This window comes from Paraburkholderia sp., from assembly GCF_004298475.1.
Classification (GTDB): Bacteria; Pseudomonadota; Gammaproteobacteria; order Burkholderiales; family Burkholderiaceae; genus Paraburkholderia; species Paraburkholderia denitrificans.
The window spans coordinates 110,164-133,810 of sequence record NZ_SCRP01000012.1; the positions used below are offsets into that span (position 1 = coordinate 110,164).

The following is a 23,647-nucleotide window of genomic DNA, read 5'->3' on the forward strand; positions in this document are numbered from 1 at the left end:
ACCGCATTCAAGCAATCGGGCAGAACAAGGAAAGGAAACACGTAATGACGACTCAATCCATCCATTCGCTGCAGATCGGCATGCACTGGTTTCCCGAGCGTGCCGGCGGACTCGACCGCATGTATTACTCGCTCGTGGGCGCACTGCCCGGGGCTGGCGTCCACGTTCGCGGCGTCGTGGCCGGTTCGCCGAAAGTCGAGCAGGATAGCGGCGGGGCGATTCACGGTTTCGGCTCTGCCTCGCGTGCGCTGCCGCTGCGCCTCATGTCCGCGCGCCAGGCGCTGCGGCGCGAAATCCGGCGGCATCGGCCCGATGTGATTTCGTCGCACTTCGCGCTCTACACGTTTCCGGGCCTCGACGTGACGCGCGGCATTCCGCAGGTCTCGCACTTCCAGGGACCCTGGGCCGACGAGAGCTTCGTTGAGGGCGCAGCGACCTTGAGCCAGCGCATCAAACACCATCTGGAGCAGTCCGTGTATGAGCGCTCGTCGCGGCTCATCGTGCTGTCGCGCGCGTTCGGTGACATCCTCACGAAGCGCTATGCGATCTCGCCGGAGCGCGTGCGCGTGGTGCCGGGCTGCGTGGACACCGCGCAGTTCGATCCGCCTTGCACGCCCGCCGAAGCGCGGCTCAGGCTGCAACTGCCGCAGGGGCGGCCGATCGTGCTCGCAGTGCGCCGGCTCGTGCGCCGCATGGGTCTCGAAGACCTGATCGATGCGGTCAGGCAGCTCAAGCCGCGTCATCCCGACGTGCTGCTGCTGATCGCCGGGCGCGGACGGCTCGAAGCGGAACTGCAGCAGCGCATCAACGATGCGGGTCTTGCCGACAACGTGAAGCTGCTCGGTTTTGTGCCCGATGCGCATTTGCCCTCGCTCTATCGCGCCGCAACGTTGAGCGTCGTGCCCACGGTCGCGCTCGAAGGATTCGGCCTGATCACGGTCGAATCGCTCGCGGCGGGTACGCCCGTGCTCGTGACGCCGGTGGGCGGGCTGCCGGAAGCAGTGGCGGGTCTCTCGCAGGATCTCGTTTTGCCCGCGACGGGTGCGGACGCCATTGCGGACGGCATCGACGCTGCGCTCTCAGGCAGGCTGAAACTGCCCGATGCGCAGGCTTGCCGCGAGTACGCGCGCAATCATTTCGATAACGCGGTCGTCGCGAAGCGGGTGGCAGAAGTCTATGCGGAGGCGATAGCCGCAGCGAATAGCGGCGTGCAGTAAGGGAAAAGGGGCACGCTGTGCCCCTTTCGACATTCTTCGGCGCGCGTGTGTCTATCGTTGCGCCTGCATCAAAACGTTTCAGGGCGCTCATTGCGCGCGAGGTCGGCCGCCACCATCATCTGGCACAACTGTTCGAGCGAGGTGCGGGCTTCCCAGCCGAGTTCCTCGCGCGCCTTGCTCGCGTTGCCGATCAGCAGATCGACCTCGGCGGGGCGATAGAAGCGCGGATTCACGCGCACGAGCTGGCGTCCCGTGGAAATGTCGACGGCCGTTTCGCGTTCGTCGCGGCCCGACCATTCGAGTTGAATGCCGGCGGCGGCGAACGCCATCGTCACGAAGTCGCGGACGGTTTCCGTGCGGCCCGTGGCGAGCACGTAGGTGTCGGGGCGCTCGGCCTGGACCATGCGCCACATACCCTCGACATACTCCGCCGCGAAGCCCCAGTCGCGTTTGGCGCTGAGGTTGCCCAGTTCGAGCGTGGCCTGTTTGCCGAGCTTGATTCTGGCGACAGCGTTCGTGATCTTGCGCGTCACGAATTCGTGGCCGCGCAGCGGCGATTCGTGATTGAAGAGAATGCCGCTCGTCGCAAAGATGTCGTACGACTCGCGATAGTTGACCGTCGACCAGTGCGCGAACAGCTTGGCGGTGCCGTACGGGCTGCGCGGGTAGAACGGCGTTTCTTCGTTCTGCGGCACGGCACGCACCTTGCCGAACATCTCGGACGTGGAGGCCTGATAGAAACGAATGTCGGGATCGATCATGCGGATCGCTTCCAGCAGATTCAGCGCGCCGATGCCGGTGGCTTCGGCGGTCGTGACAGGCTGGTCGAACGACACGCCGACGAAGCTTTGCGCCGCGAGGTTGTAGACCTCGTCTGCACACGAATGCTCGATGAGCCGCAGCGTGGAGCCCGAATCGGTGAGATCGTGCTCGACGAGTTCGAGTGCGGGATGGTCGAGCACGCCGAGTTCGCCCATGCGCCAGAAATTGGTGGAACTCGTGCGGCGATACGTGCCGGTGACGCGATAGCCCTTGTCGAGCAGCAGGCGGGTCAGGTAGGCGCCGTCCTGGCCGGATACGCCGGTGATAACGGCTTTGCGTGGTGCATTCATGGGATGTCCCTTGCGTGAGGTGATAGTGAGTCCGATGGTGAATCCTGTTGTGACTCAGATCGGTGATGGATCAGGACCGTGTGCCCGAAGCGCGCGCCATGGCCGTGGCGTGCGGCTGCGCGGTGTGCGCTGCGCGCGGACCGCGCGTCAGGCGCTTTTCGAAAAGGAACCAGCTGGCGCTCGCATAGACGAGCGTTAGCGCGAGCGCGATAACGGCGCTCTCCATGCGTCCATGCCCGAGCCGCCACACGGCGTACAGGAGCGTGAGGTGAATGAGGTAGATCGTGTAGCTGATCGTGCCGAGATAAACGAGCACGGGATTCGACAGCGCACGCCGCACGATGCCTTTCGATTGCAGCGCAACGACGACGAACGACGTACAGAGCACAAGCGAAACGCTATAGAGCATCGCGTTCGAAAGCGGCGTATTGGCAGCGCGAAAGCGCGGGTAATGCAGATGCAGCCACGCGAGCACGGCGAGTGCGGCGAAAAAGAAAATCGCGGCGGGCACTTTGAAGCGTTCGAGCGCGTCGCGATCGTGCTGCACGAAGATCGCAAGCAGTGCGCCCGCAGCGAGCAGATCCATGCGGAACGGCGTGAGATAGTAGATCGGCCAGAACGAGTCGAACCACGGCGTGGCGATGGCGCGCAACACAGGCACGATCACGATTAGCGCCATGGCCACGACGGCCAGCAGTCGTCGCGGCAACAGCAGCACCACGAAGGGCCAGAAGATGTAGAACTGCTCCTCGACGGCGAGCGACCAGAGGATGTTGAGGCTGTCGTGGCCGCTCTGCCCGAGCGCGTCGCCGATATTCGTTGCGAAGAACGCATACCAGGGCCAGTAACGTAGCCATCCGAGGCCGAACAGCAGCGACGAGACCACCATCAGCAACAGATAAGGCGGCAGGATGCGGCGGATGCGGCGCGCGTAGAAATAGCTGAAATACGACTGACCGCGCGCCTTGCGTTCGAGCAGGATGCCGGTAATCAGAAAACCGCTGAGCACGAAAAACAGATCGACACCCATCCACAGCGGCGCGCGCAACGCATGCTGGGCGAACACGGCCATGACGGCGAGTGCGCGCAGTCCGTCGAGCTGGACGATTCGGTGTGAAGGCGGGTTCTCAATGGCGAGGCTCTTGACGGTCATCAGGTGTCCGGTGGGTCCATGCGCAGATAGTCCGGATCATTCTAGGAAGAATTAATTGGCCAAAAACCGCGAAATATATTCGCTTTGTAAATCCAGAATGAAAGCGATCCGAAGCTCGAATGGCGGGCCCTTATCGAACGGAACAGGGTGGAACGATTTTCAGTGCGCGTCCGGTGCGAGTCAGGATCGGAAAAAAGCACCCCGCTCGGCAAACGACGCGGCATGTTTGACCGCATTCTCCCCATTAAGAGAGATTGGGCAGGAATAGGGCGAAAACGTTGAAGCATTGAATTTTTTTGAATTATTTTCGGTTTTCGACGGGCGATTTTTCTCGCTGGTTGTGCGGCATGATCCGGATAGATTGCCGAGAAGCCACGGAGGAATCGCCTTGCCGTTATTGAGTCCCGGTCACCGCATGCGCAGGCCGCTGGCGCTAGCCGTACTGTGCGCGAGTATCTGCACGTCGTCGGTTCAGACAGTGGCTGCGCCGCAATTGAATGTGACTTCGTCGTGGATTGGCAATACGTATGGATATGGCGATGGCGCGTGGACGCAGATCAATATCACCGCAATTGCCGCTACGCCTGAAGGCAAAGTATTGACGAATGCGCCGTGGGACGAGAGCGGTGCAGAAATCAGCGCGTATCAGGACGGCAAGGTGCTCGGCTTCGCGGGCGGCACGCACGGTTGGGGCGGCAGCGGCGGCAATGCGATTGCTGTCAATAAACGCTATCTGTATGCGGCTGTCGGCGTCGGCAACGAAAAGGGCCACCTTGTCGGTATCGGCATCTGGCCGCCGAAGGGGCATCAGTGGGTCGGCATTACGCGGCGGCCGCTCGACGATCCGAAGCACGCTGCGGCATTCCAGTCTTCACCCGATCCGCTTAACCCGCACGCGCAACTCGCAGGCGCGTTTCTCAGGATCAACGACGTCACGACGGGCGGTCACGCGGATATCGGCGGCCTTGCCGCATCGGATTCGACGCTCTACGTGAGCAACACGGCGATGAATCGCATCGAGGTGGTTGACGCCAACACGATGCAGCGCCAATCGCAGTGGGATGTTCGCGAGCCGGGGCGCATTGCGCTCGCGGGCGACGGATCGTTGTGGGTGCTCACAGGCACGCTCAGCGATCACGCGCCGCGCGTCGCGCACTATTCCGCGCAAGGCAAATTGCTCGCTGAAGACGCGCTTGTGCTGCCGACCGATTCGATCCCCGTCGATATCGCTGTGGATCCTGCGCAGCGCATTCTGATTGCGGACAACGGGCCGCGTCAGCAGATTCTCATCTACGCGCGCAACGGCAGCGGCTATACGCAAAGCGGCACGCTCGGCGAACGTGGCGGTATTTTCTCCGGCGTTGCAGGGCGTCCCGGCCCTGGCCGTTTCAACGGCTTGACCGGCGTCGCTACCGATGCGCGCGGCAATATCTACGTTTCGACCAACGGCATCGGGCCGCGCCACGAAAGCATCGGCGCGGGTCTCGGCGCAACGCTCGAGAGCTATACACCCGCGGGCAAGCGCAACTGGATCGCGGAGGGGCTGCTCTTCGTCGACGGTGCCTGGATGGACCCGTCACGGCCGAATAGTGTTTATACCGGCAACAAGCGCTTCGAACTCGATCTGTCGAAACCGGCAGGGCAGGAATGGCAATACGCTGGATTCCTGTCCAATCGATTCCGCTATCCCGACGACCCGGTTTTTCACACCGATCAATGGCCGGGCTTGCCGACCGCACGCGCGCTGGAGGGACACACGTTCCTCTATTTGACCGACATGTACGCCGATCACCTGAAGATCTATCGCTTCGATGCGCAGCACGACGGCGAGACGGCGATTCCCTCGGGCTTTATCGCAGGACGCGAGCGGCCGGTGCTGCACGTGCCGAATGCACCGCCCGGCGGCGACTGGATCTGGCGCGACACGAACGGTAATGGCGCGTTCGATGCGGGTGAATTCACGCGCAATACGGGCCGCGAGAAGCTGGGCGGCGGCTGGGGCTGGTGGATCGACACGCGGGGCGATATCTGGCGCGCACGCGACGACAAGGGCATCTGGCGCTTTCGCTTCGGCGGCCTCGACGCGAAGGGCAACCCGATCTACGCGTACGACAAGCTCGACAAGTACGACGTGCCCGCGCCGTTTACCGAAGTGCATCGCGCGATCTACGAGCCGGATAGCGATTCGCTCTACGTGACGGGCTACACCGCCGATGCGCCGCACGATCCTGGTTTCTGGAAAGAGGCGGGCCGCGTGCTCGTGCGCTACGACCACTGGTCGAGCGGTCACCCGGAACAGCGCTACGTGCTGCGCCTGCCGTGGGACCCGAAAGCGAAGCCGCCTGTCACGCCGGCTGGATTGACTGTCGAAGGGCAATACGTGTTCGTGGTCGAGCCCGCGGGCAACGTCCACGTGTACGACAAAACCAGCGCGAAGGAGATCGGCGCCTTCGGGCCGGGCCCGGAAGTCGGGCGCGCGTCGGGCTGGGTGGACGTGCCGTTCGGCATCAGCGCACACCGGCAGCCCAATGGCGAATATCTGGTTTTCGTCGAAGAGGATGCGCGCGGCAAGGTGCTCATGTACCGCTGGAAACCAGCCTGACGCAGCATCGAATCTGCCGCTACTGGAATCTTCATGGACAAGGGAATACTGCGTAACGTCGCGATTAATCTGCTCGGTCTCGTACTGCCGACTTTCGTGTCGCTGGTCACGGTGCCTTCGTATATCCGCCTGCTCGGCGTCGAGCGTTACGGCGTGATTGCGCTCGTGTGGACGCTGATCGGCTATTTCAGCGTGCTCGATCTCGGCATGAGCATGGCCGCACAGAATCAGATTTCGAAGGCGCATGCGTCCGGCGACGCCGAAGCCTGCGAACGCGTGTTCTGGAGCGCGTTCTGGCTCAATTTCACGACCGGCGTGATCGGCGGGCTGCTGATCTATTCGGGCGGCGCGCTCTATACCGCGTATTTCACGCACGTTTCGGCCGAGCTGCGCCACGAGGTGTATCTCGCGCTGCCGTGGCTCGCCGTGGCGATTCCGCTGGCGAACGTCACGTGGGTGTTTGCGGGCGCAATCAACGGGGCCGAGCGCTTCGGCATCTACAACACGAACCAGACCATCGGCACGTTCCTGTTTCAGTTGCTGCCGCTCGGCGCGGCGTGGGCCGTCGCGCCGAACCTGCAGACCGTGCTCGCCGCCGCCGTCTTCGCGCGGCTCATTGCGGGCGCGATGCTCGGGCGCTCGGCGCTGCGCGTGCTGAACATCCGCACGCTGCGCGCGCCGCGTTTCGATACGTCGAAGGCGCTCTTCAACTTCGGCGGGTGGATGCTGATATCGAGCATCACCACCATGGTGGCCGATTCGCTCGATCGGATGATGCTCGGCGGCGGCCTCGGCGCGCGCTTCGTCACCTACTACACCGTGCCGCAAAACCTCGTCACACGCCTGAACCTCGTGCCGAACGCGCTCGTGCGCACGCTGTTTCCGCGTTTTTCGGCGCTGCACCGCGAACATGCCGACGAAATCGCCGCGCAGTCGCTGCAGTTTCTCAACGCGGTGTTCACCCCGGTCGCCATCGGCGCGATTGTCGTGCTCGGCCCGTTCCTGCACGCGTGGGTCGGGCCCGTGCTAGCGGAGCATGGCGCGCCCGTGGGCCGCTTGCTGATTGTCGCCGTGTGGCTGATCGGACAGGCCAGCGTTACCCGCGTGTTGATCCAGGCGCAGAACAATCCGGCGGCGACGGCGCGCGTCGGGCTCGTCGAATTGCCGCTGTTCGCGGGCTTGCTGTGGCTCGGCATCAATCGCGCCGGTTTGCCTGGCGCTGCTACAGCGGTGCTGGCGCGCGCGCTGTTCGACTACCTGGTGCTGCTGTATCTCTCGCGCATTCATGCCCGCACGATTCTGGTCGACATGTTCGCGCATTTGAGTTTCCTCGCGGCCGCGCTCGCGCTCGCGTGGTGGCTGCCGGGCGCGGTTTACGCGATTGGCGCGGGCGTGGTGCTGGCGGCGGCGAATGTCGTGTGGTCGGTGGCGACCACGCCGATGCTGCGCGGCTATGCCCGTTCTCTTCTGTTTCGTTTGAATTCACGGAAAAGCGCATGAGTCACGAACTGATTGACGAAGCGGCGCCGTCCGGACGCGTCGCAGCGCCCGCTATCCGGCGCGAGATGTCTCCATCGAAACGCGGCGAGGCCGCGCTTGTGACAGCGCCTGTGACCGCACTGCGGCCAGCGCCGCTCAGGCGCGCGCCGCGCGTGGCGATCGTGCACGACTGGCTCGTCACTTACGCAGGCGCGGAACGCGTGCTGGAACAGATCATTGCGTGTTTTCCCGAGGCGGATCTCTTCGCCGTGGTCGATTTTGTCGATGAGAAGGATCGTGCGTTCTTGCACGGCAAGCCGGTTACGACGTCGTTTATCCAGAAGCTGCCGTTCGCACGCGAGAAATACCGCGCGTGGCTGCCGCTGATGCCGCTCGCCATCGAGCAACTCGACGTGTCGGCCTACGACGTCGTGATTTCGAGCAGCCATGCGGTGGCGAAGGGCGTGCTGACTGGCCCGGACCAGTTTCACCTGAGCTATGTTCATTCGCCGATCCGCTACGCGTGGGACCTTCAGCATCAGTACCTGAACGAATCGAATCTGACGCGCGGGCCGAAATCGGCGTTGGCGCGGCTCATCCTTCACTACATCCGAAACTGGGACGTGCGCACGGCGAATTCCGTCGATCAGTTCGTCGCCAATTCGCAGTTCATTGCGCGGCGCATTCGCAAGGTGTATCAGCGCGAAGCGCAGGTTGTGTATCCACCCGTCGATATCGATGCGTTCGAACTCGAAACGCAGAAGGAAGATTTCTATCTGACCGCGTCGCGGCTCGTGCCGTACAAGAAGATCGATCTGATCGTCGAGGCGTTTGCGCGTATGCCGGAACGCAGGCTCGTGGTGATCGGCGATGGACCGGACATGGGCAAGGTGCGCGCGAAGGCCGCGCCGAACGTGGAGATCATGGGCTATCAGTCGTTTGCCGTGCTGCGCGAGCGCATGCAGCGTGCAAAGGCTTTCGTGTTCGCCGCGGAGGAGGATTTCGGCATTTCGGTTGTCGAGGCGCAGGCGTGCGGCACGCCCGTCATCGCCTACGGCAAGGGCGGCGCACTGGAAACGGTGCGCGACATCGCGTCCGGTAGGGTGCGGCCCACGGGCCTCTTTTTCGCGGAACAGCGTGCCGAGGCGATCATCGCTGCTGTCGATGCGTTCGAGCGCGAGCCGGGCCGTTTTCGCGCCGAGGACTGCCGGGCGAATGCCATGCGGTTTTCGACCGCGCAGTTTCGCGAGCAACTGTTTGCGCGCGTGGCGCAAGCCGTGCCGGAAATTGTGATGCGCGAGGTCGCGCGTGTGGCGCCCGCGTGTGGCGAACAGGCTCACGCCGCTGTTCGCGCGCCGCGCGTGCTCGCCATCGACCAGAGCGGCGTGCTGGGCGGCGCGGAGCTGTCGCTGCTCGAAGTGGTGAAGGGGCTGCGCGCGCGCATCGAAGTGCTGCTGTTCAACGACGGACCGTTTCGCGAAGCGCTTGCCGCCGCTGGCGCACGCGTCGATGTGCTCGATTCGGGTGCGCTGCACAACGTGCGGCGCGATGGCGGCGCTGCGCCGAGGCTCGGCGTGCTTGCCGGTGTCGTATCGCTCGTGCGTGAGACGCGCCGCCGCGCGCGCGACGCGGACGTGCTTTACGCCAACACGCAGCGAGCGATGGTGATCGGCGTGCTCGCCGGGCGGCTCGCGCGCAAGCCCGTGGTCTGGCATTTGCGCGATATCGTGAGCGAGGCGCACTTCGGTCGTGCACAGCGCGCAATCATCAAGATGTGCGCGAAGTATGGCCTCGCGCAGGTGATCGCCAATTCGCATGCGTCCGCAGAAGCGTTCGAGCAGCTCACCGGGTTCGACGCGCGCCGCATCGAAGTCGTGCACAACGGCGTCGATGAAGCGCCGTTTATCGCGCTGAAGGATGTTGAGCAAAAGCAGTTGCGCGAGCAAACAGGTTTGCCCGCCGACGCTTTCCTGGTCGGCGCATTCAGCCGTCTCGCGCACTGGAAGGGGCAGCACGTCCTGCTCGAAGCGGTGCGGCGCGACACGCGCATGCATGCCGTGCTGGTGGGCGCGCCGCTGTTCGGCGAAGACGCCTATGCGGCAGAACTGCGCGCGTTCGTGGATGCACATGACCTGTCCGGGCGCGTGCACTTTCTCGGCTTTCGCCACGACATTGCAGCCTGCATGCGTGCTGTCGATGTCATCGCTCACACGTCGATCACGCCTGAGCCGTTCGGCCGTGTTGTCGTGGAAGGCCTGCTGGCGGAGCGCCCGGTTGTGGCTTCGCGCGACGGCGGCGTGACTGAAATTGTCGAGCACGGCGAGAGCGGCCTGCTGTGCACGCCGGGCGACGCCGCCGAACTGGCCGCTACGCTGGCTTTGCTGCATGACGACGCGGCATTGCGCGCGCGTCTCGTCGCTCAGGGGCTGGAACGTGCGCGCGCGCGCTTCGGGAAGGTGCAGTACGTGGAGGCAGTCGAGCGCGTGCTGAAGGATGTTGCTACGCGTAGCCGGTAAAAGCGGATCGCTTTTACCGGCTGCTTTTACCGCGCCTTTTAGGGCGCTTTTTAACGCGCTTTTATCGCGTTTTTACCTGGACCGCAGCCGGTTCGTGATGTTTTGCGCGGGACGTTCGAAGAGACGATAAAAGACCCAGGCCACCGGCAATACAGCCAGCGTAAAGCCGAACGAAGGCCAGATGGATGGCTGCAATGCCGAACGATACAGCAGCGAGGCGAGCAGCACGAAAAGCGGCAGATGGATCAGGTAGAGCGAGTAGCTGAAATCGCCGATCTTCGCGAACACCGACGTCAAGAAGCCACCTGTCGCAGCGGGCCGCGACAGAACCTTCACGAGATAGCACGCGAAGGCAATGGCCCAAAGCTGAAATGCGCCGTATTGCCCAAAGTGAAACGCGACGCAGCCAGCCACCGCGAAAAACGCAGCGGCGGCATAGGCGAACGCAAACCCGGTTGACCCACGCACACGCGCTTCGGCAACCCACACGCCGAGCATCCACGAAAACCAGTACGACGTGAAAAAGATCAGGTCGTGCCGCTGGAGCGTGAGCGCCGATACGACGTTGAGGGCCGCAATGGCCGTGACGACCGCGCCGAGACCCAGGCGGCGGCGCAGCGCGAAAACGAGCGGATAGAGCAGATAGAACTGCACTTCGAGCGAAAGCGTCCACAACGCGCCGTTGGAGCCGTACGTCTTGCCCGCCACGCCTTGCAGCGAAAACAGATTGACGAGAAACGCGCGCGGCCCGATGTCGAGAATCTTGTGGCTGACCGGCGCGAGCGTGAGGCTGATCGAATCGGCCGCGAACGTGAGCAACAGCGCGGCGAGCAGAACAGGATAGATGCGCACGAAACGACGCAGCCAGAATTGACGGGCGTCGAGCCGGAAATCCGGATTCGCGGCGAGCCTTGCGGCGCCGCTGCGATGGATGCAATAGCCGCTGATGACGAAGAAAATCGGCACGCCCGCCGATCCCCATGCGACCGGCAGCGTGAGCCAGGCGGCAATCGTGCCGGGGTTGGCGAGGCTCGCGTGGGACGTATGGAATGCGCCCATGCCGATCCACGTGACCTGGCGGCAGTGGAAATACGCGACGAGCAGGGCGGCGAAGCCGCGCAGCGCTTCGATCGCGTGATCGCCCGCCAGCGCACCGGCGGCAGGACGCGCGGGCGCGGCGGGTACGGAAGATGCTCGTGGCAAAACAGTATCGAGTGCGGGATCGCTCATCGGTGTGCAGTTTTCGTCAGGTTACCTCGCGATCATAGGGATCGCCGCGCACCGAAAGTATGCGAAAGATTTTCAAAATGTATTCGCGCGGGACGATTCGAAATGCCGCTCGAAACGAGAGAAATTCATAAATAAATCGATATTGGGGTAAACGAGTTTATTTGTGGAATTTGTGGTGCTAGCGTAGAAGCATCTGTTTTTGGTCTATGGTCGCAGGAGATTTCGATGAATCTGCATTTGCTGGCTGGCGTTGCCGTACTGTTGATACTCGTCGCGGTATCGGCGTACCGCGAGGCCCTCAGAAACGAGCCTATCCGCCGCGTTCGCGCGCGCTCGGGCAAATTGCCCACCATCGACGATGTCGAGTAGAGGCACGTCTAAATGCGTCTGAATGGATCGGGAAATTCGTGCCGATTATCCGGCAGCGATGGAAATAATTTCCGCTGATCCAGTTGAACTCATTTTCTCGAATTCCGTGTGCGCCTGTTATGACCGATAACGGCACGGAGTCGAACCCTTCAATATAAAAACTGCTGCGCCAGCACAATCACCGGGGACGCCGGGCTTGCCTTGCTGCGAGGCCGTTATTCAAACGATCGATCTGGGAATGAACACCATGCTCAAAGTTACCAAAGCGGTATTTCCTGTTGCGGGTCTCGGTACGCGCTTTCTGCCCGCGACCAAGGCCAGCCCCAAGGAAATGCTGCCGATCGTCGACAAGCCACTGATCCAGTACGCAGTGGAGGAGGCGATTGCCGCGGGCATCACGGAGATGATCTTCGTGACCGGCCGCAGCAAGCGGGCGATCGAGGATCACTTCGACAAGTCGTACGAGATCGAGGCCGAACTCGAGGCGCGCCGCAAGGACAAGCTGCTCGATCTCGTTCGCAGCATCAAGCCGGGCAATGTCGATTGCTTCTACGTTCGCCAGGCCGAGGCGCTCGGGCTTGGCCACGCGGTGCTGTGCGCCGAAAAACTCGTGGGTGACGGCCCGTTCGCCGTGATTCTCGCCGACGATCTGCTTTACAGCCCCACGCCGGTCATGAAGCAGCTCGTGAACGTGTTCAACCACTATCACAGCTCCGTTGTAGGCGTCGAAACGATTGCACGCGAGAACAGTGCGTCATATGGCGTTGTCGACGGACGCGAGTGGGAGGAAGACGTGTTCAAGCTCTCGGGCATCGTCGAAAAACCCGTGCCCGAAGTCGCGCCGTCGAATCTCGGCGTGGTGGGCCGCTACGTGCTGATGCCGACGATCTTCGATCATCTGCGCGCGCTCAAGCCCGGCGCGGGCGGCGAGTTGCAACTGACCGACGCGCTGCAGTCGCTGCTCACCGATGAGCAGGTGCTTGCGTATCGCTATACCGGCACGCGTTTCGACTGCGGCAGCAAGCTCGGTTATCTGAAGGCCACGGTGGAGTTTGCGTTGCGCCACCCGGAGGTGCGGGACGAGTTCGAAGCGTATTTGCAGAATCACCTGCCTGTGACGCTGGCCGCTGCTTGAAGCGACGCTGGAGCCACTAAAACCGCTTGAAACCGCTTGAAATCGCCTGCTGCCAACTCCGGCAGCAGGCAAAAAACCTCGCGCGCCGCACGCTTGCGCGCACAACCGTGCGTTTTTTGCGCGCCTCACGGCACAAAATACGCGTGGGCATCACGCTGGAAATGCTGCTGAAAAGCAGTGTGCACGCGCGGCGTTCAATATTGAGGTTTCTTTTTAGCCAATCTCAAGACCGGCTCGCCTCAAGCGGCTTCAAGCGGCTTCAAGCGGCTTAAAGCGACGCAGGCGTTACGACGCGCGGCCGATCCAGCGCGAAACGTGTCGCCGGTAATCGGCGTACTCCTCGCCGAAGATCTGGCCCAGTGCCTGTTCCTCGGGACGAATCTGCGCGACGGTGATGAAGATCACGAACAGCGGCACGATGAACCACGGGCTGGCGGTGCCGAGCCAGATCGCCCAGCCGGTCAGGAACAACGTGAGCCCGAGATACATCGGGTTGCGGCTGAACCGGAAGACCCCGTCCGTCACGAGATGCGAAGCCTTGCTCGGGTTCAGGGGATTGGTGGTGGTTTGCGCACGCCGAAAACGCCTCACGGCCGCTGCGGCAGTGGCAATTCCGGCCAGCGCCGGAAGGACGCCCAACAGGTTCCAGGGCGCGGTGAAACAGACTGACATCGGTGCCCAGCGATGCAGCGCCCACATGAGGGCCGCTGCGATCAACGTCACGATAGGGGGTGGAATGCGCGGTTTCATGGTGGATCCCCGGGAATTATTCGACTCAAGAACGCTCAAGTGCATCTCCTCGAAATGTCCGCAACATAGCAGATGCCAGTCGTTGCGCGACCTCGCTTTAGCGCCGCCGGGAACCTCGGTACGTTCTCAACGGCAGGTGCGAAAGCCCACAAAGACGTCATTGCGGTGCGGCAGGTAAAAGTTTCGATAGCGAGGATTGCACATCCGGACGTATGTGGCGAATGATGCACCACGTACGCTTCGATGCGTATCAAACCAGGGCGCAGAATAATCCGCGTAAGGATCCACTGAAAAGCCCGCGTACGGCACGAAGGGATCGGCGGTCCATTCCCAGACCGATCCGCCCCAGTCGATCAGATCGTGGCACGCGGCGTACTCCCACTCGGCTTCGGTCGGCAGGCGACGGCCCTTCCAGCGGCAAAAAGCTTCCGCTTCGTACGCATTGACGTGGCAAACGGGCAGCGCAAGCGCGAGCGGCTCCCATCGTCCGAACCAGCGCTGCTCCCAGTTTTGCGCGCCGCCACGCGCCGGTTCGTTTTCTGATTCGTGTTCCGATTTGCGTTCCGGCGTGTGCTCCGCCTTGCGCCACCTTCGCGGCGCAGCAAGCCCGCTGCGCTTGAGCCACGCAATCCCGTCACCGGACCACCAGCGCTCATCCCGGTAGCCGCCTGCCGCGACGAATTCGGCATAGTCGCCGTTGCTCACGCATTGGCGGTCCATCTGCACCGGGCCGACCGTGACCGCGTGCTGCCATTTTTCGTTGTCGAAGACGAATCCTGCGTCGCGCGCGCCGCCCATCATGAATGTTTCGCGGCCCAGTGCAACGTCGCGCGCGCCAGCCAGCCGTTCGAGCGGCGCCATCGCGAGCGGCGCGTGCGGCGCATAGTCGAGCGTCTGCCGCATATAGGTCAGCGCTTCGGCGTGCATGTCCTCGTGGTACAAGGCGAGGCGGAAGTAATAGAGGTCATCGTCCGAGTCCGAAACCGTCGCGAGCTTTGCGCGCACCTGCGACAGCACGGTCTCCACGTAGGCCATAATCTGCGCGAGCGGCGGCAGGTCCAGATGCCAGCGGTCGTCGTGGGCTATGCGCGCCGAGTCGAACCATCGGTCCGCGTTCGCCAGCAGCGATGGGCGGGTCGCGACGAAGCGGCCCTGCGGACCCCGTTGTGGATCGCGCAGTATCCAGTGCTCGGTAAACCAGGCAATATGCCCGTACTCCCACAGTGGCGGATTGATGCCGGGATCGCACGGGACCTGCCATTGGGCGGGTGTCAGGTTTTCGAGAATCGACCATGTTTGCCGATGAGCCTCGGCAAATGCTGCATCGAGCTGTGATTTGTCGAGTCTGCGCGTTGCCGCTCCATCAATCCGTAACACCATGCGACCTCCTATGGCCAGAATTCATATCGCCAGCCCGGCACTGCGCAGCGCCAACAACGGCAACTGGCAGACTGCTCACCGCTGGTTCCAGTTCCTGCAAACAGCCTGCGACGTGACGCTCGGCGCCGAATGGCCGCCGGAAGATCATCGGCACGCGCCGCCCGACTGTCTGATTGCACTGCACGCCCGGCGCTCGGCGCCGTCTATCGCGCGGTTCGCCGACGCCTGTCGGGATCGTCCGCTCGTGGTCGTGCTGACGGGCACCGATCTCTATCGCGATATCCATGTCGATGCAGCCGCGCGACGCTCGCTCGATCTTGCCACGCATCTGGTCGTGCTGCAGGAGGAAGGGCTCGCTGAAATGACGGCTGCGCATCGCGCGAAATGCCGTGTGATCTATCAGTCTGCTCCCGCGCACCAGCACGATGTTGCCGCCACGCGCAAAAGGCGAACGTTCGACGTCGTGCTGGTCGGCCATATGCGCGCGGAGAAGGACCCGCAAACCCCCATGCGTGCGCTCGACTGGCTGCCGGACGATTCGCCGGTCCGGCTGATTCATATCGGCCAGGCGCTTGCGGACGAGTATCGGCTCGCGGCGCAGGCCTTGCAAGCACGGGCATGGCCCACGGTTGCGCGCTACGTCTGGTACGCGGGACTGCCGCACGCGGCGACGCTGCGGCACATTGCCAGCGCTCAGGCGATGATCATTTCGAGCATCATGGAAGGCGGGGCCAACGTGATCATCGAAGCGGTGAATGCGGGCGTGCCGGTGCTGGCGAGCCGCATACCCGGCAACATCGGCATGCTGGGCCGCGACTACGAGGGTTATTTCCCGGCTGGCGACGACCGGGCGCTGGCCCGGCTGCTCGAACGGGTGAGCAGCGATCGTGATTTTTTGGCGACGTTGCAGCAGCAGTGCGCGCGACGTGCGCCGTTGTTTGCGCCTGAGCGGGAGCAAGCGAACGTCCTCGCGCTCGTTGAGGATGCGTTGGCCGGGCGACCTGCAATCGATTCGAGGTAGCGGCTGGGGTAGCTCCCTTCAAGCGCGCTGAACGGCGGCAGCGCACACTGGAGCTCCGACTCTGGGAATACTGCTTGCTGGCCACCGCTTCCCACCGCTTCGATCTGGGCGCTTGCACGGCGCGCGGCTGCCAGCGAGTGTGCAATCCGGAAATCCGGCAAACTGTTGCGTATCCAACGCCCAAGAGGCGCGCTAGAGCGAGGAGAAAGGCCATGATGAGGCGTCCTCTGGCAGGCAGCAGCCATCCGGCACCGGCTGACATCAAGTGCGTGGGGGCGTGCGATCCCACGGAACGTTTCGAAATCGTCGTGATCCTGCGGCGCCAGGACAGCGCGGCTTTTCGCGATCTGGTCGAGCGGATCGAGGCTGGCGATGCGACGGCCGAGCCGGTCTCGCGCGAGGCGTACGAACAGCGCTTCGGCGCGTCTGCCGATGACGTGCGGCGCGTCGAACGTTTTGCGGCATCCAATGGGCTCACGCTCGTGCGCTCGGATCTGGCGGCACGCCGCGTCGTGTTGTCCGGCACGGTGCAGCAGTACAACGCCGCCTTCGGCATCGATCTGCAGCGCTTCGAGCACCAGGTGGGTCAGTCCACCTATCACTTTCATCAGCCGGGCGGCCCGGTACATCTGCCCGAGGACGTGCACGAAGTCGTTACCGCCGTGCTCGGCTTCGACAACCGCGCGAAAGCGCGGCCGCACTTTCGTCTGAACCCCACGCCTCATCCGGCATTCAGCCCGCCGATTCGCCCCGCGCGCGCCGTGAGCGCATCGTTCACGCCGCCGCAGCTCGCGCAGCTCTACGGCTTCCCGTCCGGTGACGGCAGCGGCCAATGCATTGCGTTGATCGAGATGGGCGGCGGCTATCGCGATGCGGATCTGCAAGCGTATTTCACTGCGCTCGGCGTGGCTTTGCCGAAGGTGGAATCCGTCTTGGTCGATCAGGCTGAGAACGCGCCGACCGGCGACCCGAACGGCGCCGATGGCGAAGTCGAGCTCGACGTCGAGATCGCGGGCGCGCTCGCGCCCGGCGCGCTGATCGCCGTGTACTTCGCGCCGAACAGCGAGGCGGGTTTCGTCGATGCCGTGAGCGCCGCGCTGCACGACAGCGTGCGCAAGCCCTCGGTCATTTCGATCAGCTGGGGCGCGCCCGAATCGGCGTGGTCGCAGCAGACGCTCGCCGCGCTCGACGACGCGCTGCAATCGGCCGTGGCGCTCGGCGTGACCGTGTGCGCGGCGTCGGGCGACAGCGGCTCGTCGGACGGCGTGGGCGATGGCGCCGATCACGTGGACTTCCCCGCGTCGAGCCCGTATGCGCTCGGCTGCGGCGGAACGAGCATGACGGCATCGAATGGGCAGATCGTGCGCGAAACGGTGTGGGACAGCGGCAACGAGGGCGCGTCGGGCGGCGGCGTGAGTGCGACGTTCGCGCTGCCCGCGTGGCAGAAGGGGCTGTCCGTCGTGAGCACCCATGGCGGCGCGAGTGCGCTCGCGCGGCGCGGCGTGCCCGATGTGTCCGCCGACGCCGATCCGGCCACGGGCTATGTCGTGCACATCGACGGCACGGACACCGTGGTGGGCGGCACCAGTGCGGTCGCGCCGCTGTGGGCGGCGCTGATCGCGCGCATCAACGCCGCGCGCGGCAAGCCCGTGGGTTTCGTGAATGCGCTGCTCTACGCGCAGCGCGCAGCGTTCAACGACATCACGAGCGGCAACAACGGCGACTATGCGGCGGCGCCCGGCTGGGACGCGTGCTCGGGGCTCGGCACGCCGGTGGGCGCGAAAGTGGCGGCGGTGCTTGCGTCGGCGTAGCACGAGGCGGCATCGTGCGCGGCCAACGCGTTCAATGCGTTCAACGCCCTCAACGCAGTCGATGCGGATAGCGCGGATAGTGGAAGGACGTCGAAGACGTCACACTCGCATTGCAAGCCAGGATAAGCCACGATAAGCCAGGAGACGACATGAACGAACCGGTTCGATCCACGCATGGCAACGGCAAGCGTCACGCCTCAGGCGGCAACGGCAAGCATCGCAGCATGGCGGATCAGCCGTGCTTCGATCCTACCGCCTACGGCAACGGCCCGGACGACTTCGTCACCGACACGACCGAAAACGCCGCGATCACGCATCACGCGACGCAGATCGGCAGCGAGGCGATTGCGTACACGGCGACGGCAGGGCATCTCGTGACCGTCGATCCGGTCAGCTCGCAACCGAACGCGAAGATCTTCTACGTGGCGTTCACGAAGGACGGCGCGCAGGCGCAGGAGCGGCCCGTCACGTTCTTCTACAACGGCGGGCCGGGTTCGTCGGCGGTGTTCGTGCTGCTCGGCTCGTATGCGCCGAAGCGCATCAGGACGTCCATGCCGGGTTTCACGCCGCCCGCGCCCTATACGCTCGAAGACAACCCGGACAGCCTGCTCGACAAGAGCGATCTCGTGTTCGTCAATCCGGTGGGCACGGGGTATTCGTCGGCGGTCGCGCCGCATCACAACCGCGACTTCTGGGGCGTCGATCAGGACGCGGATTCGCTCAAGCAATTCATCAAGCGCTATCTCACGGCAAACGACCGCTGGAATTCGCCGAAGTTTCTTTACGGCGAGTCGTACGGCACGGCGCGCAGTTGCGTGCTCGCGTACCGGCTGCATGAGGACGGCGTGGACCTCAACGGCATCACGCTTCAGTCGTCGATTCTCGACTACACGCAAAGCGGCGACCCGATGGGCGCGCTGCCCACGGCCGCCGCCGATGCGTGGTACCACGACCGCGTGGGCGTGACGCCGAAGCCGAAGGATCTTCAGGCGTTTGTCGCGCAGGTCGCGCAGTTCGCGCGCACGGATTACCGCGCCGCGCTCGCAACGTTTCCCGATGCGAAGGACCCGGCCATCGAGGCGACGCTCAAGACGCTCTCGCAGTACACGGGCATCGATACGCTCGCGCTCGCGTCCTGGAGCCTCGATATCGCGGCCTACGACAGCCGCGGCAATGCGCTTTTCCTCACGACGCTGCTCAAGGACAAGGGCGTGGCGCTCGGCGCTTACGACGGCCGCGTGACGGCCATCGATACCGGCATCGCGGGCAAGATCGATCCGAATTCCGGCGGCAACGACCCGACCATGACCGCCGTAACCGGCGTCTATACGGCGATGTGGAACAGCTACCTGAACGAGCAACTGAAATTCCGTTCGAATTCGTCGTTCACGGACCTCAACGATCAGGCCTTCCGCAACTGGAATTTCAGCCATATCGACCCGACCGGCGCGCAAAAGGGCATCGACGCGCAGGGCAACATCGTGCTCTACACGGCGGGCGATCTTGCGGCTGTGATGGCGCTGAACCCGGATCTGCGCGTGCTTTCGGCGAACGGCTACTACGACTTCGTAACGCCGTTCTATCAGACCGTCGTCGATCTGCAGAAGATGCCGCTCGCCGACCAGAGCGTGCGCAACAATCTCAGCGCGCGTTTTTACCCCTCGGGGCACATGGTGTATCTCGACAATGCGTCACGCACCGCGCTCAAGAGCGACCTCGCGAAGCTGTATCAGAGCGCGGTGGCGGACACGCACGCGGTTGCGCGCATTCGCGCCCTGCAGCGCATGAGCACGATGCATCATTAGGGCCCGTTATTCATGTGAACAGGCCCTAACGCTCGCTCGCCGCCTCTGCGCATTCGCGTTCCTGCGCCATGGCGGCGAGGCACGCACGCGCGTCGCCGTTCACGATGCGCGCGGCGCACGCGATCATCAGATTTTTCTGGAGTCCGAAATCCTCGACGAGAAACCCGCGCGCGCATTCGCGCCCTTGCGCGCCGGGCTGCGACGGCACGCGCTCGGCCAGCGTGCCCGCATCGGTCGTATAGGCCCAGACTTCCTTGCCGAGTGCGGCTGCAAAGCCGATTTCGAACGCGGTGCCGGAATCGGGTTCGCCCGGACCGCGAAAATCATCGACATTGGCCATGACGATGTCGGCTGAGCGGATCGCGTCGATGTTGGACCGATAGATCCAGGCGGCCTTGCGCGGGCCTTCGAGGCCGGCTGGCGCTTCGGCGTCGAGCGGATAGACGCCTTCGAAGCCGTATTCGGCGCACGCGGCGCGCAGGCGCTCGCCGAATGCGCGCGCGTCGCGGCGGAACACGTCGAAGCCCGCGAGATAGACGCGCGGCGGGCGGGGCGACAGGCTGTGAGTCATGGCGGTGTCCTCGAATTGCATGGCACGGCGGGAGCCGACGCGGCGATTCTAGCCCGCCCGCCGCCCACTCGCGCTTCGTGTGAATCGGCATACGAATGGATGTCAACGAATGTCGTAAGTCGCTACTGTTGTTCATCCCCCAAACGCATCGGCCCGGGCAAAGCAGCGGTGACGTTGCGATTTGCGTGCCCGGACTCGCAGAAGCGCTGCGGGCTGCGCGTATCCGAAGCAGGCGGAGATCATGCGCACCTTTGCAAACGGCTAATCGAAGGCCGATCGGCAAAATCCGGATCTGTTCCGGAGTACGGTTTTCGGCGTGTGTAATCTTTCGATTCACCTTCTGCGCGAGACCGCTTCGTTCTATGCTGTCGTTTAGCTTTACCCGGAACCGGTCGTCATTTTGCGCTCAGTACCTTATTTGGCCGGTGTTTCGTACAATGTGCCGCCCGCTTGCGGGCAGTCCGGTATCGTCCGGTATCACGAGAAGGAGGCACGAGGCAATGAAACGACCAAGGCTGCTGGCGCTCGCCTGCTCGATTGCCATGCCGGGTCTTCTGCTGACCCAGTCCGCCGACGCGCAGGTTGCGCAGCCGACGCTGGCAAAAATCCAGTCGGCGAACCTTATTGCGATCGGCTATCGCGAGACATCGGTGCCGTTTTCGTACATGGACGCGGACGGCACGGTCATCGGGTTTTCGCAGGACATCTGCAACAAGGTGATCGACGCGGTGAAGGCGAAGACGAATCGCCCGAACCTGAAGGTGCGCTTCATCCCCGTCACCTCGCAGAACCGCATTCCGCTCGTGCAGAACGGCACCGTCGATCTGGAATGCGGCGTCACGACGAACCTCAAGGAGCGTCAGACCCAGGTGGCGTTTTCCGTGACGTTCTTCATTGCGACCACGCGTCTGCTCACGCGCAAGGACTCGGGCATCCACGACTTCAAGGATCTCGCGGGCAAGACCGTGCTGACCAACCAGGGCACGACGTCCGAGCGCATCCTGCGCCGCATGAACGAGGAAAAGCAGATGAACATGCGGATCATCAGCGCGAAGGATTACGGCGAGGGGCGCGTCGCGCTCGAATCGGGGCGCGCGGTGGCTTACATGATGGACGACGTGCTGCTGGCGGGCACGCGCTCGCTCACGGCCAATCCGTCCGACTGGGTGATCGTGGGCACGCCGCAATCGTCGGAGGCCTACGGCTTCATGATGCGCAACGGCGACCCCGCGTTCCGGCAACTCGTGAACGACACGATGACCTCGATCATGAAGAGCGGTGAAATCGATGCGATGTATACGCGCTGGTTCGAGAAGCCGGTTCCGCCGAAAGGCATTAATTTCGCATTCCCGATGAGTCCGCAATTACATGCGCTCTTTGCAGCGCCGAACGATAAGCCGTTCGATTAAATTCCCGTTCCTGAAGCATGAGATGATCGCTTGCCCGGTTCTGCGCCGCATGCGCTGCACAGAACCGGGCGGCGAGCGTTGCGGCGCATTCATGAATGGCCGCGACTCATGCGTGCAGCGAACAACACTCGGGGGCGGGCATGGAAGGATCGGACGGCACGGTGGCGATAGTCGGTGCGGGGCATGCGGGCGGCAATGCCGCCGCGCTCCTGCGGCAATACGGTTTCGAAGGGCGGATCGGGCCGATCGGCGCCTTGACGCGAAGATCGAATCTTTCGTCGCCGAGGGCGCGCAGGGGATAGCCGGCGCACCGGGAGTACCGGGCGCACCCGGCGCGAGGCTGGGCGGCAGACTGGGCGGTGTCAGGCTGGCATCGGGCGAGGTCGTACCGGCGACGGTGGCGCTCGTCGGCATCGGCGTGATGCCGAGTGGCGCTTGCGCAAGCGGCCGGTATTGTCTGCGCGAACGGCGTGCAGATCGATGCCGATGCGCGCACATCGGACCCCGATATCTTCGCGATCGGCGACTGCGCGATCCGGCGACAGATCCCGGCACGTTCGCGGCGGCGGCGCTGGCCTGAGCGGGCGAGGCATCCGGAGCGTTTTTTTGTCGGGCACTATTTGACAAATTATTGACGTGCGTAGCAGTACGGTTTTGCGCGGCGGACTATCATCCCAGGCGGCGCCGCTGCATGTTCGTGTTTTGTACGGGTTCATGTTCGCGTTCACGGCGCCATGCCGGTGCGGCAGGGTCGCATCGGCCAGTCCTCCGCCGATGACGAGTCCCGCACGATGATTACGCCCGCCCAGATACTGATCGATTCACCGGCAGCGATGCCCCGAGCCGCGCGCGCGAGCGCGCAGCCTGGCGGCTACGCGGCTTCGTTCACGCGTTCCGATATCCCGGCGCTGATGGGCCGGGAGGGCGTGCGCTACGACTTCAACCACGGCTGCCGCGTGCAGGTGCCCGTGGCGGGATGGCGCGTGCGCATGCGCGACCTCGACACGAACAGCATTGTCTACGACGAAACGCTCGGTGCGGGCGAGATTGCAGCGAGCCGCCGCAAGTACTTCGTGCGCTTCCAGTTCGACGTGTTCGACGGTGCGCGCCTCGTGTTCTCCCATGCCTACGACGCGACGTGGCGGCATGTGATGATCGAGATCGGCTCGGGTGCGCTCGGCGACGCGATTGCCTGGATGCCCTCGGTCGAGGCGTTCCGGCAGCAGCACGAATGCACGGTGACCGTGCGGCTCAAGCCGGGGCTTCGCGCGCTGTTCGAGGAAGGCTATCCGGCGCTGCAGTTCGTGGACAGCGCGGCAGGCGAGGCCGAACTCGAAGGCGAGAACTTCTATGCGTCGTACCGGCTCAACTGCTTCCTGCCGTATGCGGACCGCGATCTTCAGCCAACCGATGTGCGCGTGAGCAGCCGCCAGGACTTCGCGTCGTACATGCTCGGCGTCCCCGCGATCGAGCGGCGCCCGAATGTCGTGGTCGCGAGCAGCGAGCGCACCATCCGCGAACGCTACGTGTGCATCGCCACACAGGCTTCGGCGCAATGCCAGTACTGGAACAATCCACGCGGCTGGACCGCGCTCGTCGCGCATCTGCGGGCGTGCGGCTATCGCGTGCTGTGCATCGACCGTGATCGCGAGTACGGCGTGCCCGGCGCGCTGAACAAGATGCCCGCGGGCGTCGAGGACTTCACCGGCGAGCGCCCGTTGCAGGAGCGCGCGAGCCTGCTCTCCCACGCCGACTTCTTCATCGGGCTCGGCAGTGGTCTTTCCTGGCTTGCGTGGGCGGTCAGAACGCCGGTCGTGCTGATCAGCGGCTATGCGCACCCGAAGAGCGAATTCAGCACGCCGTGGCGCGTGATTAATTTCAACGCGTGCAATAGCTGCTACAACGACACGACGGTCGAATTCGACCGGGCCGACTTCAACTGGTGCCCGCGCCATGCCGATGAAGAATCGGGCCGCTACCAGTGCACCTCGGCGATCACGCCCGAGCACGTCATGCGTGTGATCGATCCGCTCGTCGTGACCGGCCTGCGCTAGCGGTACAAAAAGCATCTGCCGCACGACAGGCGC

At 63.7% G+C, this 23,647-nt stretch carries 19 protein-coding genes; 13 read left to right on the forward strand and 6 right to left on the reverse strand.

The window, feature by feature from the left end:
• The first annotated feature begins 44 nt into the window (after window positions 1-44).
• Window positions 45-1,217: a glycosyltransferase family 4 protein gene (locus tag EPN59_RS07525; protein WP_293045805.1), complete on the forward strand. Its 1,173-nt coding sequence runs from the start codon at window positions 45-47 to the stop codon at window positions 1,215-1,217.
• Between the two features lie 68 nt (window positions 1,218-1,285).
• Here EPN59_RS07525 and gmd read toward each other — a convergent pair whose 3' ends face one another.
• Both gmd and EPN59_RS07535 read right to left on the reverse strand, forming a co-directional pair.
• Window positions 1,286-2,329 (reverse strand): GDP-mannose 4,6-dehydratase, encoded by a 1,044-nt coding sequence (gene gmd, locus EPN59_RS07530; protein ID WP_293034504.1) that lies wholly within the window; start codon window positions 2,327-2,329, stop codon window positions 1,286-1,288.
• 70 nt (window positions 2,330-2,399) lie between these two features.
• Complete coding sequence (locus EPN59_RS07535) at window positions 2,400-3,482, reverse strand: acyltransferase (RefSeq protein WP_293034503.1); 1,083 nt, start codon at window positions 3,480-3,482, stop codon at window positions 2,400-2,402.
• Window positions 3,483-3,897: 415 nt separating this feature from the next.
• On the opposite strand from EPN59_RS07535, the gene EPN59_RS07540 reads away from it, so the two are divergent.
• The 3 genes from EPN59_RS07540 to EPN59_RS07550 are packed head-to-tail and all read left to right on the forward strand — an operon-like array spanning window position 3,898 to window position 10,079.
• On the forward strand, window positions 3,898-6,084 hold the full coding sequence (locus EPN59_RS07540; protein ID WP_293034502.1) for a hypothetical protein: 2,187 nt from the start codon (window positions 3,898-3,900) through the stop codon (window positions 6,082-6,084).
• Window positions 6,085-6,117: 33 nt separating this feature from the next.
• Window positions 6,118-7,584: a flippase gene (locus EPN59_RS07545; RefSeq protein ID WP_293034501.1), complete on the forward strand. Its 1,467-nt coding sequence runs from the start codon at window positions 6,118-6,120 to the stop codon at window positions 7,582-7,584.
• Entirely contained in the window at window positions 7,581-10,079 is a 2,499-nt protein-coding gene (locus EPN59_RS07550) for a glycosyltransferase family 4 protein (RefSeq protein ID WP_293034500.1), read from the forward strand. Before EPN59_RS07545 ends, EPN59_RS07550 begins: the two co-directional genes overlap by 4 nt.
• Before the next feature lie 72 nt (window positions 10,080-10,151).
• Here the strand turns inward: EPN59_RS07550 and EPN59_RS07555 are convergent, their stop codons facing one another.
• A complete protein-coding gene (locus EPN59_RS07555; protein ID WP_293034499.1) occupies window positions 10,152-11,309 on the reverse strand; it encodes an acyltransferase in 1,158 nt (385 codons plus the stop codon).
• 225 nt (window positions 11,310-11,534) lie between these two features.
• Between EPN59_RS07555 and EPN59_RS07560 the strand changes: the two genes are divergently transcribed.
• From EPN59_RS07560 to EPN59_RS07570, 3 genes are all read left to right on the forward strand, one after another.
• Window positions 11,535-11,678 carry a hypothetical protein gene (locus EPN59_RS07560; RefSeq protein WP_293034498.1) on the forward strand — a complete coding sequence of 48 codons (144 nt, stop codon included), beginning with the start codon at window positions 11,535-11,537 and terminating at the stop codon, window positions 11,676-11,678.
• Window positions 11,679-11,925: 247 nt separating this feature from the next.
• A complete protein-coding gene (gene galU, locus EPN59_RS07565; RefSeq protein ID WP_293034497.1) occupies window positions 11,926-12,813 on the forward strand; it encodes a UTP--glucose-1-phosphate uridylyltransferase GalU in 888 nt (295 codons plus the stop codon).
• Window positions 12,814-12,839: 26 nt separating this feature from the next.
• Window positions 12,840-13,085: a hypothetical protein gene (locus tag EPN59_RS07570; RefSeq protein WP_293034496.1), complete on the forward strand. Its 246-nt coding sequence runs from the start codon at window positions 12,840-12,842 to the stop codon at window positions 13,083-13,085.
• 13 nt (window positions 13,086-13,098) lie between these two features.
• On the opposite strand, the gene EPN59_RS07575 is transcribed toward EPN59_RS07570, so the two are convergent.
• Window positions 13,099-13,602 carry an isoprenylcysteine carboxylmethyltransferase family protein gene (locus EPN59_RS07575; RefSeq protein ID WP_293034495.1) on the reverse strand — a complete coding sequence of 168 codons (504 nt, stop codon included), beginning with the start codon at window positions 13,600-13,602 and terminating at the stop codon, window positions 13,099-13,101.
• Between the two features lie 87 nt (window positions 13,603-13,689).
• Window positions 13,690-14,943 (reverse strand): SUMF1/EgtB/PvdO family nonheme iron enzyme, encoded by a 1,254-nt coding sequence (locus tag EPN59_RS07580; RefSeq protein WP_293034494.1) that lies wholly within the window; start codon window positions 14,941-14,943, stop codon window positions 13,690-13,692.
• Here EPN59_RS07580 and senB point away from each other — a divergent pair.
• The 3 genes from senB (at window position 14,942) to EPN59_RS07595 (ending at window position 19,580) form a co-directional block, all read left to right on the forward strand.
• Window positions 14,942-15,964, forward strand: coding sequence for a selenoneine biosynthesis selenosugar synthase SenB (senB, locus tag EPN59_RS07585; RefSeq protein WP_293034493.1), 1,023 nt, complete (start codon window positions 14,942-14,944; stop codon window positions 15,962-15,964). The genes EPN59_RS07580 and senB overlap by 2 nt on opposite strands.
• Before the next feature lie 212 nt (window positions 15,965-16,176).
• Window positions 16,177-17,775, forward strand: a complete 1,599-nt coding sequence (locus tag EPN59_RS07590) for a S53 family peptidase (protein ID WP_293034492.1) — start codon at window positions 16,177-16,179, stop codon at window positions 17,773-17,775.
• 149 nt (window positions 17,776-17,924) lie between these two features.
• On the forward strand, window positions 17,925-19,580 hold the full coding sequence (locus EPN59_RS07595; RefSeq protein WP_293034491.1) for a peptidase S1: 1,656 nt from the start codon (window positions 17,925-17,927) through the stop codon (window positions 19,578-19,580).
• A 25-nt stretch (window positions 19,581-19,605) separates the two neighbouring features.
• Here EPN59_RS07595 and EPN59_RS07600 read toward each other — a convergent pair whose 3' ends face one another.
• A complete protein-coding gene (locus EPN59_RS07600) occupies window positions 19,606-20,151 on the reverse strand; it encodes a nucleoside 2-deoxyribosyltransferase (protein ID WP_293034490.1) in 546 nt (181 codons plus the stop codon).
• 542 nt (window positions 20,152-20,693) lie between these two features.
• Here EPN59_RS07600 and EPN59_RS07605 point away from each other — a divergent pair.
• The 3 genes from EPN59_RS07605 (at window position 20,694) to EPN59_RS07610 (ending at window position 23,614) form a co-directional block, all read left to right on the forward strand.
• The gene (locus tag EPN59_RS07605; protein ID WP_293034507.1) at window positions 20,694-21,560 is read left to right on the forward strand and encodes a glutamate/aspartate ABC transporter substrate-binding protein; all 867 of its coding nucleotides are present in this window, start codon (window positions 20,694-20,696) and stop codon (window positions 21,558-21,560) included.
• 470 nt (window positions 21,561-22,030) lie between these two features.
• Window positions 22,031-22,195, forward strand: coding sequence for a hypothetical protein (locus tag EPN59_RS19710; RefSeq protein WP_363928548.1), 165 nt, complete (start codon window positions 22,031-22,033; stop codon window positions 22,193-22,195).
• A gap of 156 nt (window positions 22,196-22,351) precedes the next feature.
• Complete coding sequence (locus tag EPN59_RS07610) at window positions 22,352-23,614, forward strand: autotransporter strand-loop-strand O-heptosyltransferase (protein ID WP_293034489.1); 1,263 nt, start codon at window positions 22,352-22,354, stop codon at window positions 23,612-23,614.
• Window positions 23,615-23,647 lie beyond the last annotated feature (33 nt).